18 protein-coding genes are annotated in these 16022 nt (G+C 44.7%); 9 read left to right on the forward strand and 9 right to left on the reverse strand.

The genetic code is table 11. The annotated features are described in order from the left end of the window. Positions 1-151: 151 nt before the first annotated feature. The 4 genes from V7M78_RS07810 (at position 152) to dnaB (ending at position 5008) form a co-directional block, all read left to right on the forward strand. Positions 152-1036, forward strand: coding sequence for an AraC family transcriptional regulator (locus V7M78_RS07810; protein ID WP_333648148.1), 885 nt, complete (start codon positions 152-154; stop codon positions 1034-1036). 119 nt (positions 1037-1155) lie between these two features. Further along, positions 1156-3216 (forward strand): DHH family phosphoesterase, encoded by a 2061-nt coding sequence (locus tag V7M78_RS07815; protein ID WP_333648150.1) that lies wholly within the window; start codon positions 1156-1158, stop codon positions 3214-3216. Further along, positions 3216-3662, forward strand: coding sequence for a 50S ribosomal protein L9 (gene rplI, locus V7M78_RS07820; protein WP_333648152.1), 447 nt, complete (start codon positions 3216-3218; stop codon positions 3660-3662). Before V7M78_RS07815 ends, rplI begins: the two co-directional genes overlap by 1 nt. Before the next feature lie 11 nt (positions 3663-3673). After that, entirely contained in the window at positions 3674-5008 is a 1335-nt protein-coding gene (gene dnaB / locus V7M78_RS07825; protein ID WP_333648154.1) for a replicative DNA helicase, read from the forward strand. 189 nt (positions 5009-5197) lie between these two features. Here dnaB and V7M78_RS07830 read toward each other — a convergent pair whose 3' ends face one another. Together V7M78_RS07830 and V7M78_RS07835 are read right to left on the reverse strand one after the other, a co-directional pair. Continuing rightward, positions 5198-5476 carry a DUF4160 domain-containing protein gene (locus tag V7M78_RS07830; protein WP_333648156.1) on the reverse strand — a complete coding sequence of 93 codons (279 nt, stop codon included), beginning with the start codon at positions 5474-5476 and terminating at the stop codon, positions 5198-5200. Further along, positions 5460-5732: a hypothetical protein gene (locus V7M78_RS07835; RefSeq protein ID WP_333648158.1), complete on the reverse strand. Its 273-nt coding sequence runs from the start codon at positions 5730-5732 to the stop codon at positions 5460-5462. Before V7M78_RS07835 ends, V7M78_RS07830 begins: the two co-directional genes overlap by 17 nt. Positions 5733-5935: 203 nt before the next feature. Between V7M78_RS07835 and V7M78_RS07840 the strand changes: the two genes are divergently transcribed. Beyond that, positions 5936-6595, forward strand: coding sequence for a helix-turn-helix domain-containing protein (locus V7M78_RS07840; protein ID WP_333648160.1), 660 nt, complete (start codon positions 5936-5938; stop codon positions 6593-6595). A gap of 100 nt (positions 6596-6695) precedes the next feature. On the opposite strand, the gene V7M78_RS07845 is transcribed toward V7M78_RS07840, so the two are convergent. The 6 genes from V7M78_RS07845 to pflB all read right to left on the reverse strand — a co-directional run bounded on the left by V7M78_RS07845 (position 6696) and on the right by pflB (position 11152). Further along, positions 6696-7409, reverse strand: coding sequence for a gamma-glutamyl-gamma-aminobutyrate hydrolase family protein (locus V7M78_RS07845; RefSeq protein ID WP_333648162.1), 714 nt, complete (start codon positions 7407-7409; stop codon positions 6696-6698). A 104-nt stretch (positions 7410-7513) separates the two neighbouring features. After that, on the reverse strand, positions 7514-7684 hold the full coding sequence (locus V7M78_RS07850) for a DUF362 domain-containing protein (RefSeq protein WP_333648164.1): 171 nt from the start codon (positions 7682-7684) through the stop codon (positions 7514-7516). Positions 7685-7779: 95 nt separating this feature from the next. Further along, entirely contained in the window at positions 7780-8547 is a 768-nt protein-coding gene (gene pflA / locus V7M78_RS07855) for a pyruvate formate-lyase-activating protein (protein ID WP_333648166.1), read from the reverse strand. A 26-nt stretch (positions 8548-8573) separates the two neighbouring features. Further along, complete coding sequence (gene grcA3, locus V7M78_RS07860; protein ID WP_333648168.1) at positions 8574-8819, reverse strand: autonomous glycyl radical cofactor GrcA3; 246 nt, start codon at positions 8817-8819, stop codon at positions 8574-8576. A 17-nt stretch (positions 8820-8836) separates the two neighbouring features. Then, positions 8837-9079, reverse strand: a complete 243-nt coding sequence (locus V7M78_RS07865) for a hypothetical protein (RefSeq protein ID WP_333648170.1) — start codon at positions 9077-9079, stop codon at positions 8837-8839. Between the two features lie 12 nt (positions 9080-9091). After that, complete coding sequence (gene pflB, locus V7M78_RS07870; RefSeq protein WP_333648172.1) at positions 9092-11152, reverse strand: formate C-acetyltransferase; 2061 nt, start codon at positions 11150-11152, stop codon at positions 9092-9094. Between the two features lie 365 nt (positions 11153-11517). On the opposite strand from pflB, the gene V7M78_RS07875 reads away from it, so the two are divergent. Next, the gene (locus V7M78_RS07875) at positions 11518-11718 is read left to right on the forward strand and encodes a DUF1858 domain-containing protein (protein ID WP_333648174.1); all 201 of its coding nucleotides are present in this window, start codon (positions 11518-11520) and stop codon (positions 11716-11718) included. Between the two features lie 52 nt (positions 11719-11770). Here V7M78_RS07875 and V7M78_RS07880 read toward each other — a convergent pair whose 3' ends face one another. Further along, positions 11771-12625, reverse strand: coding sequence for an AraC family transcriptional regulator (locus tag V7M78_RS07880; protein WP_333648176.1), 855 nt, complete (start codon positions 12623-12625; stop codon positions 11771-11773). A gap of 354 nt (positions 12626-12979) precedes the next feature. On the opposite strand from V7M78_RS07880, the gene V7M78_RS07885 reads away from it, so the two are divergent. From V7M78_RS07885 to V7M78_RS07895, 3 genes are read left to right on the forward strand one after another with little or no spacing between them, the layout of a single operon-like run. Beyond that, entirely contained in the window at positions 12980-14278 is a 1299-nt protein-coding gene (locus tag V7M78_RS07885) for an ABC transporter substrate-binding protein (protein ID WP_333648178.1), read from the forward strand. Positions 14279-14281: 3 nt separating this feature from the next. Next, positions 14282-15172 (forward strand): carbohydrate ABC transporter permease, encoded by an 891-nt coding sequence (locus tag V7M78_RS07890; protein ID WP_333648180.1) that lies wholly within the window; start codon positions 14282-14284, stop codon positions 15170-15172. 11 nt (positions 15173-15183) lie between these two features. Continuing rightward, a complete protein-coding gene (locus tag V7M78_RS07895) occupies positions 15184-16014 on the forward strand; it encodes a carbohydrate ABC transporter permease (protein ID WP_333648182.1) in 831 nt (276 codons plus the stop codon). Positions 16015-16022: the final 8 nt, after the last annotated feature.

Genomic DNA, 16022 nt, shown 5'->3' on the forward strand with positions numbered 1-16022 from the left:
ACAATATATAAAAATCTCATTATATGGATTTTTATTGCATACTTTGTTTGTATAAATACCATGGGAAAGTCAGGAACTCCGCTTTATCATTTGGTAAATTTATATATTTTGTAGTATAATTAGAGATATTTCAGGAAAGCAGGTATTACCCATGTCATACAAAGAGAATAACGGCAATGAATTCAAAGAAGAGGAAGAACACTTAAACCCGCAGGAGGTGCCGTTTAAAAAAGTTTTCTCCTCTTACCGGACGGAAATCACCGGTATCATAATCCGTACTGCCGGATATTCCCAGACAGAACCCGGTCATATCTGGGGGCCTGGCATCCGTGCTTATTATCTGCTTCACTATGTTATTTCAGGGAAAGGCTGGTACAATGTAGGAAAAGAAAGGCACTGGCTTTCAGAAGGGGATTTATTTATGTCATTTCCCAACGAGATCATTAAGTATGGTGCAGATCTGGAGTGCCCATGGAAATACTGCTGGGTGGGATTTCTGGGATTGGATATTCCTTATATTATAAAACAGACCGGATTTACGAAAAAGAAGCATATTTTGCATATTCCTTCCGATGACATTGCCGAAACTATGATTGACTTGTATAAAAATTATGGAACACAAACCAAAAGTTACCTGTATATGATTTCAAAGCTAACTCATTTATTCTCTATTATTATAGCGGATTCAGAGCGTAACCCTCCTCCTCCCAAAGGCAGTGATTATCTGGAGAAGGCCCTTAATTATATGAAAACGGAATATCAAAGCCCCATCACCATTGATGAAATTGCTTCTTTTGCCGGTATTTCAAGCAGCCACCTATACCGTCTGTTTATGAAGGAATATTCGGTTCCTCCTTTAAAATACCTGACTCAGTTCCGTATTCAAAGTGCCTGTAATATGCTGATTGAGAATCCTTCTCTTCCAGTCAGTGTGGTTGCTTATTCCGTAGGCTTTAATGATCCCCTTTATTTTTCAAGATCCTTTCGAAAAGCCACTGGAGCGTCGCCGTCAGAATACCGGAAAATGAACAGTTAATGTGTCTGGCTTTTTGGCAGAGGCTGCCTGTTTCTCATTTTAATGGACTAACCCTGATGACTATGCTATAATAATAAGATAGTGAAAAAGAGGACCCTTTTTTCCATAAGGAGAAATATATGAAAGAAAAGTTCAAAATAAAGGGACAGCTAAGGACGTATATGCAGTGGCCGCTTTATTTAAGCGCATTGCTGATCGCTGCCAACGCGGTGATTGGTGCAGTTGACGTAAAGGCGGGAATTATTATGGCCGCATTTACCCTTCTGTACATCGGAATATCGGTCTGGCTCTATATTTACAGAAGGAAACGTCTTTTAAGCGGCCTTGTGGAATTTTCTGCGGAGTACTCCTGGATGCAGAAGAAGCTCCTTACTGATCTGGAACTTCCCTATGGAATTGCAGATGAGAGCGGGCGGATTCTCTGGGGGAATGCGGCATTCTCAGAAGTACTGGGAGAGGAAAAACCCTTAAAGGTCACAAGAAAAAATATTATGGCTATCTTTCCGGAGATCACCAAAGAGGCGTTTGCCTTGAAAGAGGAAAGCGCTGTTTTGCATGCAGTACGAAACGGGAGAAAGTACCATATCCGGCTGAAGGCCGTTTATGTAAAGGATTCTTCTGAGGATGCTGCCCGGACCATTGGTACCGAGGTGGTTGGAGAGATGCTGGTAGCCGTTTATCTTTACGATGAAACAGAAATTCTCACCTATAAGCAGATGGTGGATGACCAGAAGATGGTGGCAGGTCTGATTTATCTGGACAATTATGACGAGGCATTGGAGAGTGTGGAGGATGTCAGAAGTTCCCTGCTCACAGCCCTCATAGACAGGAAGATCAGCAAATACATCACCAACATGGAGGGAATTGTAAAGAAGCTGGAAAAGGATAAATATTTTATTGCCATTAAGCAGTCCTATGTCAGGGAATTGAAGGAAAACCGTTTTTCCATTCTGGAAGAGGTGAAAACTGTTAATATTGGCAATGAAATGGCGGTGACCTTGAGCATCGGCCTTGGAATGAATGGGGACAGCTATTACAAGAATTACGATTTCGCAAGAGCTGCCATTGATATGGCATTGGGACGGGGCGGAGATCAGGCCGTCATTAAGGACGGGGAGAAGATCCAGTTTTTCGGCGGAAAAGCCCAGCAGGTGGAAAAGACCACCCGCGTCAAGGCCCGTGTCAAAGCCCATGCCCTCAGGGAGCTGATGGAGACAAAGGACCGGATTTTAATTATGGGCCATCGTCTTACGGATATCGATTCCTTTGGCGCTGCAGTGGGCATTTACCGCATTGCCACTGCCATGGATAAAAAAGCAAATATTATTATTAATGAAGTAACAACCACTGTCCGCCCTATGATGGAGCGCTTTTCCGGAAATGCAGATTATCCGGAGGATATATTCATAAGCGGCGCCAAGGCTGCGGATCTGGTGGATGGAGGCACCCTTTTGGTGGTGGTGGATGTGAACCGCCCCAGCATTACCGATGCCCCGGACCTGCTTCGTCTCGTAAAGACCATTGTGGTTTTGGATCATCACCGACAGAGCAGTGAAATCATCGACAATGCGGTGCTGTCCTATGTGGAGCCTTATGCCTCTTCTGCCTGCGAGATGGTGGCAGAGGTGCTGCAGTACATTGCGGACGGCATTAAGATCAAGCCTGCAGAGGCGGATGCCCTGTATGCAGGAATTGTAATTGATACTAATAATTTCACCAACCAGACCGGAGTCAGGACCTTTGAAGCGGCTGCATTTTTAAGAAGAAACGGTGCAGACGTGGTCCGGGTGCGGAAGCTGTTTCGGGATGAACTGGCGGACTACAAGGCGAAAACAGAGGCGGTTCGGGAAGCTGAGATCTTCGAGAACTGCTTTGCCATCAGTATATGCCCCACCGAAGGTGTGGAAGGCCCCACAGTTGTGGGTGCCCAGGCGGCAAATGAGCTGCTTAATATAGCAGGAATTAAGGCTTCTATGGTCCTGACGGACTATAATAATACGGTGTACATAAGCGCCCGTTCCATTGATGATGTCAATGTACAGGTCATGATGGAGCTTTTGGGAGGCGGCGGACACCGGAATATTGCAGGCGCACAGCTTACAGGAGTTACCGTTGAAGAAGCAAAAACCCGCGTAAAAGCGGTTATCAAAGAGATGTTAGAGAAGGGAGACATATCATAATGGAAATTGTGTTATTAGAAGATGTAAAAGCACTGGGCAAAAAGGGACAGCTCGTCAAGGTAAATGACGGATATGCGAGGAATTTCATTCTCCCTAAAAAACTGGGAATTGAAGCCACATCAAAGAACTTAAATGACTTAAAGCTTCAGAAGGCCAATGAAGAGAAAATTGCGGCAGAGCTGTTAGAAGAGGCAAAAGCCCTGGGGGCAAAGCTTTCTGAGTCCTCTGTCACCTTATCCATCAAGGCCGGAGAAGGCGGAAGAGCTTTTGGCTCCGTATCAGGAAAAGAAATTTCCTCTGCCATCAAGAGCCAGTTAGGATATGATATTGACAAGAAGAAGCTGGTACTTCCTGAGCCTCTTAAAACCTTTGGTTCTCATGAAGTTCCGGTTAAGCTGCACAAGGATGTAACTGCAAAACTGATTGTCAAGGTAATGGAGAGCTAGGAGGCATGAATATGGATGACGCCCTGATCAAACGGGTGCTTCCCCACAGCATAGAGGCGGAGCAGTCTGTCATTGGTTCCATGCTGATGGACAGGGATGCCATCATTGCGGCTTCCGAAATCGTTACGGCAGGAGACTTTTATCAGCACCAGTATGGCATCATGTTTGAGGCCATGCTGGAGCTTTTTAATGAAAACAGGCCGGTGGATTTGGTGACTCTTCAAAACCGTTTAAAGGAAAAAGATGTCCCCCCGGAGGTATCCAGCATGGAATTTGTCCGGGATATTATCACCATGGTTCCCACCTCGGTCAATGTAAAATCCTATGCTGCCATCGTGCGGGACAAGGCGGTCTTAAGAAGGCTTATTAAGGTCAACGAGGACATTGCCAATACCTGCTATGCGGGGAAGGAACCCCTGGAAACCATTCTGGCAACCACGGAAAAGACCATATTTGATCTTCTTCAGAACCGCAGCTCAGGAGAATTTGTTCCCATCCGTCAGGTAGCCATGAACGTTCTGGAAAAAATCGAGCAGGCATCAAAGAACCAGGGAACTGTCACCGGAATTCCGACGGGATTTATTGACCTGGATTACAAGACCTCCGGCTTACAGCCTTCGGATTTCGTTCTGATCGCCGCCCGTCCTTCTATGGGAAAGACGGCTTTTGTCTTAAATCTGGTGGATCATATATCTGTAAAAAAGGGTCTTCCGAGTATGGTATTCAGTCTGGAGATGTCAAAGGAGCAGTTGGTAAACCGAATGCTGGCCATGGAATCCAACGTAGATTCCCAAAAGCTGAGAACCGGAACTTTATCCGATTCCGACTGGGATGCGGTTGTAGAGGGAATCGGTGTAATCGGCAATTCCAAGCTGATCATCGATGACACCCCTGGAATCTCCATCATGGAACTCCGTTCCAAATGCCGGAAGATGAAGCTGGAATACGGTCTTAACGCAGTGATCATAGACTATTTGCAGTTGATGAGCGGAAGCGGAAAAGGCGGAGATAACCGCCAGCAGGAAATTTCAGAAATTTCCAGATCTTTAAAGGGATTAGCCAGAGAGCTAAACGCCCCTGTTATTGCACTATCCCAGCTAAGCCGGGCATGTGAGACGAGACAGGATCACAGGCCTATGCTGTCTGACTTGAGAGAGTCGGGGGCCATTGAGCAGGATGCGGATGTGGTTATGTTTTTGTATCGAGATGATTATTATAATAAAGATACGGATATGCCTAATATTGCGGAAGTTATTATTGCGAAACAGAGAAATGGTCCTATTGGAACAGTAAATTTAGTTTGGCGGCCGGAGTATACGAAATTTGCAAACATGGCCAAGCAATGAGCAGGGCAGAAAGAGGCAGGGAAAGGCCCGGGAAAACAAGTTCACTTGTTTTCCCGGGCCTTTTTCTGTTTCTTTCTATGGGGCGAATGCCCCCCATCATTGAGAAATGATTCGCATTTTGAATCATTTCTCAATGATGGCCCCTGCGGACTCCCCTCGCATCACCTCAATAAAAATAATTAAATTTTATTAACAATAATAACTAATTTCCCCAAAAAAATCATACCACTTCTGAATCACTTCCCTGCTTCTGGCCTCTATAATTCTCATAATATTTACAAGAGTTTTATTCGGAATTTTAGAATTATTATTACACAGATAACATTTACCAGCCTTAGTTATCCAAATCTTAGTACTATTGGCAGAAGGATTCCCCTGGGCCACATGTACGTGCACAGGCTCTAAGGGTTTGTTCTCATTCGCCCAGAAAAAGACCCAATAAGAACCGATCTTAAAAATTTGAGGCATTTTCGAAGCCTCCTTCTTGGGCAAATTCCAATATTAAATGTGCTGTTGATTCAATGATTTCCCGATACCGCTCAATCTCTGTGTCAGTAAATCCATTCACTTCTTTCCAGGTATAATCAGGAAGAAAGCAGGATGCATAATGAAATCCGTCTTTTTCATCAGGTTTTTCAATGTATACCTTTACTTCTCCGTTCTGATACATTTCAGAATGAACGATTTCTGTACCGTCATCTAATGTCATAAATGGATATATCATATGATCAGACCTCCAATTCTGCTGCACCACTGCAAGAGCTTTATTTTATTATAGCATTGCCGGATTTAATTCGCAAGTTTCAAAAACAGTGATAAGTTCCTGTAAAATTTTTCTAATTTCCCATTCATAATCTCTCTCAATCCCGCATAAAATATAAATAGTAAGGTTATGAAAACTTAACGAACCAAAGGAGAGGATACACTATGGCTGAAATACACTACTTAATATCGGAAGCATCCAAAAAAGTGGACGTAGAATCCCACGTCCTCCGATACTGGGAGGAGGAATTGGAATTAAAGATCCCCAGAAACGAAATGGATCACCGCTATTATACCGAGGCACACATCCGTTTATTCAAGCAGATCAAGGATTTAAAAGAAAAAGGATATCAGCTGAAAGCCATTAAAACAGCCCTTGATAAAGTCATTGAGGACGAGCAGGACCCCGTCATACCGGACGAGCTGCTGGAGGACCAGATAACCCAGGAATTAAAAGAAAACGCAGCCATGGTATCAGAAGATGAAACAGGGCTGGAATTACATAATCCGGTCCCCACATCCCTTGCAAGGGAAAAAATGGAGCAGTTCCAGGAAATCATGAACCATATCATTGGACGAGCCCTGGAAATGAACAATGAACAGTTGAGCCAGGACGTCAGCAATCTGGTCAACGAAAAAGTCATCAAGGAAATGGAATACCTGATGAACTTAAAAGAAGAAAAAGAAGAAGAGCGCTACAAACAATTGGACGAGCTTATGCGTACCTACCAAAAGGACAACAAAGGCCGTGCCGAGGCAGCCGCTTCCAAAATTCCGTTTTTCAACCGCAAAAAGAAATTTGGCCGGAACGGTAAAAAGCTATAGATTCAAACTACTTTCAGATAAATGCAGGCGAAGTCAGACCAGACAAAAATCCGCAGCTCCCACTGAAAGTGTAAACTGCGGATTTTTTATTCATATTATATCATTTTCTGCAAGCCCCCGCAAAGGCTTCAAACAAGCGGAGAGCTTCTTTTTGTTTTTCCCACAGATATTCCGGATGCCACTGAACCCCTATAAAAAAGGGGTATCCAGGCATTTCCAGGGCCTCAATCAGATGATCAGGAGAATAAGCCGAAGCAACAAGCCCCGGCGCCAGATCCTTCACCGCCTGATGATGCATGCTGTTAACCTCTAAGGTTTCCATTCCCGATATCCGCTCCAAAAGACTTCCCTTCACCAATGCAACTCTATGGCAAGGCATATGATAGTCAAAAGGCTGCTGATGGGCAACGGGAAATTCCCTTTTCACCTGAGAAGGAAAATCCTGCCAGATATTGCCCCCTAAAGCGATATTCAGCACCTGAATGCCCCGGCAGATTCCCAGAACCGGCTTTCCAAGCTCCATAACCAGAGGAAGAAGGGAAAGCTCCATCTGATCCCTGGCAGCAGACACATTTCCGCAGTGAGCATGTGTTTCCTCTCCAAACAAAAAAGGATGGACATCAGGCCCGCCCGTAAATACAAAGCCATCCAGCTGCCTTGCAAGCTGTCTTAAATCCTCTTCAGAAGCCTCTAAGGGCATGACTACAGGAATAGCCCCCGCCTCTTTTAAGGCCCTTAAAAAAGTGGGCCGCATCTTAATATTATCATTATCCGTATCATGCACCGGAGTCAGTCCGATCAGCGGTTTTTTCATATCCGAAATATCCCTTCCTAAAATAAAATACCTCTTCCCAAGAGAAGAGGTATTTATGTAAACATTTAAACGTTCGATTTGATTAACCCTCATCGAATAGCAGATTATGCCTCGGAAATAGCTCCTGTAGGACAGACACCTGCACAAGCGCCACAATCGATACAAGAATCTGCATCAATTACATACTGAGAATCACCTGCGCTGATTGCGCTTACCGGGCACTCACCTTCGCAGCTTCCGCAGCTAATACAAGCATCACTAATCACATGTGCCATAATAAATTACCTCCTTAAATTCTATACATTTTTCTATATTCTATACCATAAATTAAAAATGTTCAAGTAGAAAATGCTGCAAGTAATGTTTAAAATTAGGAGCAATCGGGCTTTCTGATGCCTGCCCGGCCATCACGGATTCCCTGTAAAATGGTCTTCTTGGCCTCAATGGCTCCTTCCTTGGACATGGGAGGAACATCCTTTAAGGGATATTCCATTCCAAGGCTTTCGTATTTTACCTTTCCCATGTCGTGGTAGGGAAGGACATCAAGTGCTTTTACATTCTTCAGTTCACTGATGAACAGTCCCAGCCGGTACAAATCAGGTTCGTGGTCCGTAAGTCCGGGAACCACTACGTGGCGGATCCACAGAGGAATATTCTGTTCGCTTAAGTACCGGGCAAAATCCAGGATGTTTTGGTTGGAATGCCCTGTAAGGGGCTTGTGCTTTTCCTCATCAATGTGCTTGATATCCAGCATAACCAGGCTGGTGGTATCCAGGAGCCTGTCTATTTTCTTTAAATACTCCGGATCATTTCTCCGGAAGGTGACTCCGGAGGTATCAAGACAGGTATGGATGTCCTTATCCCATGCGGCCTCAAAAAGCTCTGTTACAAAGTCCATCTGCATGAGAGGCTCTCCTCCGGTTGCGGTGATTCCGCCGCTCCGGTAAAAATGGCGGGCTGACTCGTATTGCTTTAATATTTCCTCTACTGTCATGGGGGTGCCCCCTGCCATTTTCCAGGTATCCGGATTATGGCAGTACTGGCAGCGCATGGGGCAGCCCTGTAAAAATACCACCATGCGCACGCCCGGCCCGTCAACAGTGCCGAAACTTTCAATGGAATGGATATATCCTGTCATAAATGAGTCACCTTCTTTGCCGGATCTTATATCTGATCGTGGAAAGTACGGGAAATTACTTCATCCTGCTGTTCTTTTGTCAATTTGTTGAAGTTAACTGCATAGCCGGATACCCGTACAGTAAGCTGGGGATATTTTTCCGGATGCTGCTGGGCATCCAAAAGAGTTTCACGGGTGAAGACGTTGACATTTAAGTGATGTCCGCCTTCAGCCACATAGCCGTCCAGTAAATTCACGAGGTTATCGATTTGGGATTCGCTGATATTTGCCATATTATTATTCTCCTTTTTTAGTTGTCTTCCTGGGAATTTGGATCGTCCAGGCCCTCAAACAGGGTGGGGATCCGGCAGGCTGAATTGCCGTCTGCACATTCCGTGGAATTTGTGGTGGTTACTGATTTTGCCGTTGTTCCTTCGGCATTTATGATACCGTCTTCTGATACGCTGATGTTCATGTGTCCGCCATTTCCGGACATAAACTGGTCTAACATAGAGACGATATCATCGATTTGTCTTTCCTTTGAATCTGCCATAGCAGTCACTCCTTATTTCTGATCCTCACTGAGAGCCAGCTCTAAATCAACCTCTAAGTCTCCGGAGAAAATCCGGTCTTCCTTGCCGAGCGCGCCGGGAACGATGGAGAAGGTGTTGGAAATTCCATCCTGGGCATCTTTAAATGGAAGCTTTGCAACGGAAGCTAAGGAAGATATAGCGCCGTGGGTATCTCTATGGTGCATAGGATTGGCGCCCGGAGCAAATGCTTCGCCCTTTTTACGTCCGTCAGGAGTAGAGCCAGTATTCTTTCCATATACCACGTTGGAGGTAATGGTCAGAATAGAAGTAGTAGGAATACCGGCTCTGTAGGTGTGAACCCCTTTCACGTAGTTCATAAAGGTATGGACCAGTTCGCTTGCAATCATGTCAACTCTGTCATCGTTATTACCGTATTTGGGGAAATCACCTTCTACAACATAATCGACAACAACGCCGTTTTCATCACGTATGGTTTTAACTTTGGCGTATTTGATTGCAGACAGAGAGTCAGCTACTACGGAAAGTCCGGCAATACCGGTTGCAAACCAACGGGTTACTTTTTTATCATGAAGAGCCATTTGGATGCGCTCGTAACTGTATTTGTCATGCATATAGTGGATGATGTTTAAAGTGTTTACATAAACTCTTGCAAGCCATTTCATCATATCCTTATATGCGTCCATAACCTGATCATACTCCAGGTATTCGGAGGTAATGGGACGGTACTTCGGTCCTACCTGCTTTTTGCTGACTTCGTCAACACCGCCGTTGATAGCGTAGAGAAGGCATTTTGCCAGGTTGGCACGGGCACCGAAGAACTGCATTTCCTTACCCAGTCTCATGGAAGATACGCAGCAGGCGATGGCATAGTCATCTCCGTGGGAAACACGCATTAAATCATCGTTCTCATACTGAATAGAAGAAGATTCAATAGAACTCTTGGCACAGAACCGCTTAAAGTTCTGGGGAAGTCTTGCAGACCAAAGTACGGTTAAGTTAGGCTCCGGAGCAGTTCCCAAGTTCTGAAGGGTGTGCAGATAACGGTAGGACATCTTTGTTACCATATGACGTCCGTCGATTCCTACACCGCCGATGGATTCTGTTACCCAGGTAGGATCTCCGGAGAACAGCTCATTGTATTCCGGTGTACGGGCAAATTTTACCAGACGCAGCTTCATAATGAAATGATCTACAAACTCCTGGACTTCTTCTTCTGTAAAGGTTCCCTCTGCCAAGTCTCTCTGAGCATAAATATCGATGAAGGTGGAGGTACGTCCAAGGGACATAGCAGCACCGTTTTGCTCTTTTACTGCAGCTAAGTAAGCCAGATAAGTCCACTGAATAGCTTCCTGTACGTTGGAAGCGGGCTTGGAAATGTCAAAGCCGTAAATGCTTCCCAGTTTCTTTAATTCCACAAGAGCACGAAGCTGCTCGGAAAGCTCTTCTCTTTCACGGATTACATCAGAGTTCATGGAGGTACGGGTGGTGTTCTTCTGCTCTTCCTTGTCTTCAATAAGACGGTCAATTCCGTAAAGGGCTACCCTGCGGTAGTCGCCGATAATACGTCCGCGTCCGTAAGCATCGGGAAGTCCTGTGATGATATGGCTGGAACGGCAGGCACGCATTTCTGGGGTATAAGCGTCAAAAACACCGGCATTGTGTGTCTTTCTATGAGTGGAAAAGAATTCTGATATTTCCGGATCAACGGTGTATCCGTTGTCTGAACAGGCCTTTTCTGCCATACGGATTCCGCCGTAAGGCTGCAGGGAACGCTTAAAAGGCTTATCAGTCTGGAAGCCTGTGATTTTTTCTTTCTCTTTATCTAAATATCCGGCTGTGTGAGAAGTGATGGTGGAAATGACCTTTGTATCCATATCCAAAACACCGCCTGCTTCCCGTTCCTGTCTGGTTAAGTCCATAACCTGGTCCCAAAGCTCTGTCGTTGCCTTGGTAGGTCCGGCAAGGAAGGAGTCATCGCCGTCATAGGGAGTGTAGTTCTTCTGGATAAAGTCTCTGACGTTGATTTCTCTCTCCCAGACGCCTTTTGTAAAATTTCTCCATTCTGGTTTCATAATCGTGTACCTCCATGATATTTTTCGTGATATTTTATGGGAAAGTCCGATTTTACTGCATTTCATCGAACTGCGTATCTCCGCCCTCAGGCAGAAAATGTAAACGGGTGTCGAAAAAGGCGTTTAATTCATACAGCCTCTGTATGAATGTATTATATATGAATACTGTATACAATGTCAACAACTTTATTTGAGAAAAAATGATCAATAGACTTTAAATGAAAAGTCCAATTTAACTCTTGATAATTAAGGGGGAAAGTATTATAGTAGAAGAGAGTCCGGTTTGTCCTTGGATGACCGGGTTTTTGATATGAAAACGAATTATATCAGAGATGGTATATACACTTTTTAAGGAGGAATGCAAAATGCAGATTAATAAAGATATGGTAATCGGTCAGTTACTTGGACTTGATGAAAATATTGCCCCAATCTTAATGCGTGCCGGAATGCACTGCCTTGGCTGCCCATCTTCTCAGGCAGAGTCTTTAGAGGAAGCATGTCAGGTTCATGGAATTGACTGTGATGTTCTGGTATCCCAGATTAATGAAATTCTGGCTGTTAGATAACATCAATTATTGGAGGCAGGTCTTATGGACCTGCCTCTTTTTAGATTCTCTGTCATATTTCATTGTTTTTGTTTTTCTGCCGGTAAAGCCTTGGAGACATCTGATAAATGTTTTTAAATGCCCTGGAAAAATGAAGCTGGTTGGAATAGCCCACCGCATTGCTGATCTCCCGGATGGAAAATTCCGTAAGCTTTAACAGCTCTGCCGCCTTGCTCATCCGGTAGGAGATGAGAAATTCCTGAGGGCTTTTGCCCACAGCCTCATGAAAGATCTTGCCGAAATAGCTTCGGTTCAAATTACAGAAATTAGCCACATCTTCTATGGAAATATCATTCTGAAAGTTCTGTTCAATAAAGGAAACAGCCTCCCGTACATAAAAATCTACAATCTTTCCCTTCTGACTTATGGTCCTGCTGGCAGAGGACCGGGTTAAATAATCCATAGCCAGGTATAAATGGCCGATGAGGTGAAAGCTGGATTCTTTGGAGTTTCTGGCAATGTAGAGCAGCTCATTTTTCAAGGCGTCGGATAAATCCTTGGCATTGGAGCGGTATATAGGAGAATCAAAGGATATTCCGGCAAGGTTTAAGGCCTCCTTTACATGAATCCCGTCAAATTCAATCCAGGTATATTCCCAGGGATGGTTTGCGTCTGCAAAATAAGTGTTGATCTGCTGAGGGCAGATTAAAAAGCCTTGTCCGCTTTTGATCTGATAATCCACTGTAATCCCCTTCGAGTTGGTGGAGGAGAGGGTTCCGGCTCCTGAAATGACATAGTGAAACAGGTAGTGATTTCTCACAGAGGGACCGTAAGAATGCAGGGGAGTACAGCGCTGCCAGCCGTATTGATAGAGATTCAAATCAACAAAAACCTTATTGGGAAAAACATTAAAAAGATAATTATCCATACTTGTATCTTCCTTTCTTCCATGCTCTTTCACTTAGAATCTTCTTATTGATTATCAACACATTCATCCAATTGCTTAAAATCTATTATATACCATAATGCTGGCACATTTCAATCAAAGAGGCAAAAAGCGGAATTATGGTATATAGAAATCATATGAAAACATATATTTTGTATATTCTGTATGATAATATCTAATCAGACACGGGATATTATATAAAGATTTCCTGATATTGCGAGGGCCCCGCTTAATAAAAGGATATATGAAAAATATCATTGTGGTATGTATTTCGACAGATAATGCTAAAGTGATCAAAAATATTATGGGATAATAATTGTATAAGAGGAGGAATGAATGATGAAAAAAAGATTAACCGCCCTTGCAATGGCTTTTGCAGTGACAGCTCTGGCAGGCTGTGGGACAAGCAGTACAAATGGCAGCGGGACAGCAGCCGGGGGAGACGGCAAAAGCAGTTCTACAGACAGGATTACAGTAGCCATCTGGGACAATAACCAGAAGCCGGGAATTCAGACCTTGGTGGATGACTGGTCAGCCCAGTCGGGAATCAAAGCAGACGTACAGGTCATTAACTGGAACGAGTACTGGCTTCTGCTGGAATCAGGCGCTTCGGGAGGTTCTCTGCCGGATGTATTCTGGATGCATTCCAACAATGCACAGAAATACATGGAAAATGACCTGCTTCTGGACTTGACGGACAAGATTTCTGCCAGCGATAAAATTGACATGAGTCATTATTATTCCGATATTGCAGACCTTTACACCAGTAACGGCAAGCTGTATGCAATGCCAAAGGACATTGATACCATTGCCCTCTGGTATAACAAAACCATGTTTGACGAGGCAGGACTTGCCTATCCCGATGATACCTGGACCTGGGAAACTGTATATGAAAACGCAAAGAAGCTGACAAAGGCCGATGGAAGCCAGTACGGTTATGCCCTTAACTGCACCAACAACCAGGACAGTTATTATAATGCCATCTATTCCTACGGCGGCAATGTCATCAGCGAGGATAAGAAAACCTCCGGCTACGATGATCCTAAAACCATTGAAGCCATGCAGGTTTTTGAAAAGATGCTGAGAGAGGGAATCTGCCCGGATCTTCAGATCCTTTCAGAAAACGGCTCCGATGTTTTGCTCCAGTCCGGCAAGGTGGCTATGATCACCCATGGCTCCTGGATGGTTCCTGCTTTCCGGGACAATGAGTACACTGCAGCCAACTGCGATATTGCTCCATTGCCTATGGCACCGGATGGCAGGCGTGTATCCATGTACAATGGCCTTGGCTGGGCCGCTGCTGCTGACGGAAAGAATACAGAGGCAGCCTGGAGCCTGATCGAATACTTAGGAAGCAAAGAAGCACAGGAAAAGCAGGCACAGCTGGGTGTCACCATGTCCGCCTATAAAGGAGTATCTGAAGCGTGGAAAGATGCAGTTCCCGGATTCAATCTCCAGGCATATTTAGACCGGCTGGATGGAGAACTGGTCTTCCGTCCTTATTCCAGAAATACAATCGTGTGGGAAGAAATGGCTAACCAGGAGTTTAAAGCGGTATGGACAGGAGAAAGCACCATGGAAGATACCTGTAAGAAAATTGCCCAGTCCATGAATGAGATTCTGGCGGAGGAATAAGCCATGGAGGAAAAAAAGTTCACAAAGAGAAAATACAATGAAACCATATGGGGCTGGCTGTTTATACTGCCTACCATGACAGGACTTATGATTCTCAATATCATCCCAATCTTTCAGACCATTTACCAGAGTTTTTTTAAAACAGGTGATTTCGGAAAGGGAAATGTTTTTATAGGGTTTGGCAATTATGCCAAACTCTTTCAGGATAAAGAGGTATGGCAGGCGCTGCTCAATACGCTGAAATATTCTGTGGTTGAAGTACCCTGTTCCATTGTCATCGCTCTGGTGCTGGCTGTTCTGCTGAACCAGAAGATGAGGGGGCGTTCCGCCTACAGAACCATCTTCTTCCTCCCAATGGTGGCCGCCCCGGCTGCCATTGCCATGGTGTGGAGGTGGCTCTATAACTCAGAATTCGGGCTGCTTAACCACATCATAGGAAAGAATATCGCATGGATTTCCAATCCTAAGATTGCTGTTTTTTCCATTGCAGTCATAGGAATCTGGTCCGTTATCGGCTACAACATGGTTCTGTTTTTAGCAGGACTTCAGGAGGTTCCGGGAGATTACTATGAGGCTGCCCAGATTGACGGAGCCAGCGGAATCAGCCAGTTTTTTAACATCACCCTGCCTCTTATTTCACCTACCATCTTCTTTGTCTGCATCACAAGAGTCATCGGAGCCATGCAGCTTTTTGACTACATATTCATGGTTATGGAAAAGAGCAATCCTGCCCTTTATAAAACCCAGTCCCTGGTATACTTATTCTACCGGTATTCCTTTGTCAATGGAAACAAGGGATATGGAGCCGCCATTGTGGTACTGCTTCTGGCAGTGATCATGCTCATCACTGTTTTTCAGACTTATGCCCAGAAAAAATGGGTCTACTATAATTAGGAGGGAAAGCTATGGAAAACAACAGGAAGATAAAAACCGCTTCTTTACATGCCGTACTGCTGGTATTTTCCTTTATTATGCTGGTCCCTTTTGCCTGGATGGTGCTGACCTCATTTAAATCAATGACAGAATCCACCAGTGTGGACCCGTTTATTATTTTTCCCAGGGTATGGAGAACAGAAGCATTTTCAGAAGTTATAAAAAACATGGATTTCGTGAAATTATATTGGAATACCATACTTCTTATTGCAGGCCGTGTATTGGCTGCCGTTCTGACTGCCACCATGGCCGGATACGCCTTTGGACGTCTTGATTTTAAGGGAAAGAATCTGGCCTTTTCCCTGGTGCTGTTTCAGATGATGGTGCCTGCCCAAATATTCATTATTCCCCAGTACTTAATGGTCAGCAGGCTGAACCTATTAAACAGTACCATGGGCCTTCTGTTTCCGGGACTTGTAACGGCATTCGGCACCTTTTTGCTGAAACAGTCCTACCGGGGGCTTCCAAGGGAACTGGAAGAGGCAGCACGTCTTGACGGCTGCAACATCGGCCAGACCTTTCTGTTTATTATGGCACCCTTGACAAAGTCTTCTATGGTGGCCCTGGGCATTTTCACCGCAGTGTTTGCTTACAAAGACCTTATGTGGCCCATGATCGTCAACACGGACAGCAACAAAGCTACCCTGGCATCTGCCCTCGCAAAAATGCAGGGACAGTATATCGCCAAATTCCCGGAGCTGATGGCGGCTTCCCTGATCGCCTGTATTCCCATGATCATCCTGTACTTAATCTTCCAAAGGCAGTTTATTGAAGGAATTGCCACATCCGGAGGAAAGCTTTAAAGATAACA

The organism is Lacrimispora sp. (assembly GCF_036758025.1).
Lineage (GTDB): Bacteria > Bacillota > Clostridia > Lachnospirales > Lachnospiraceae > Lacrimispora.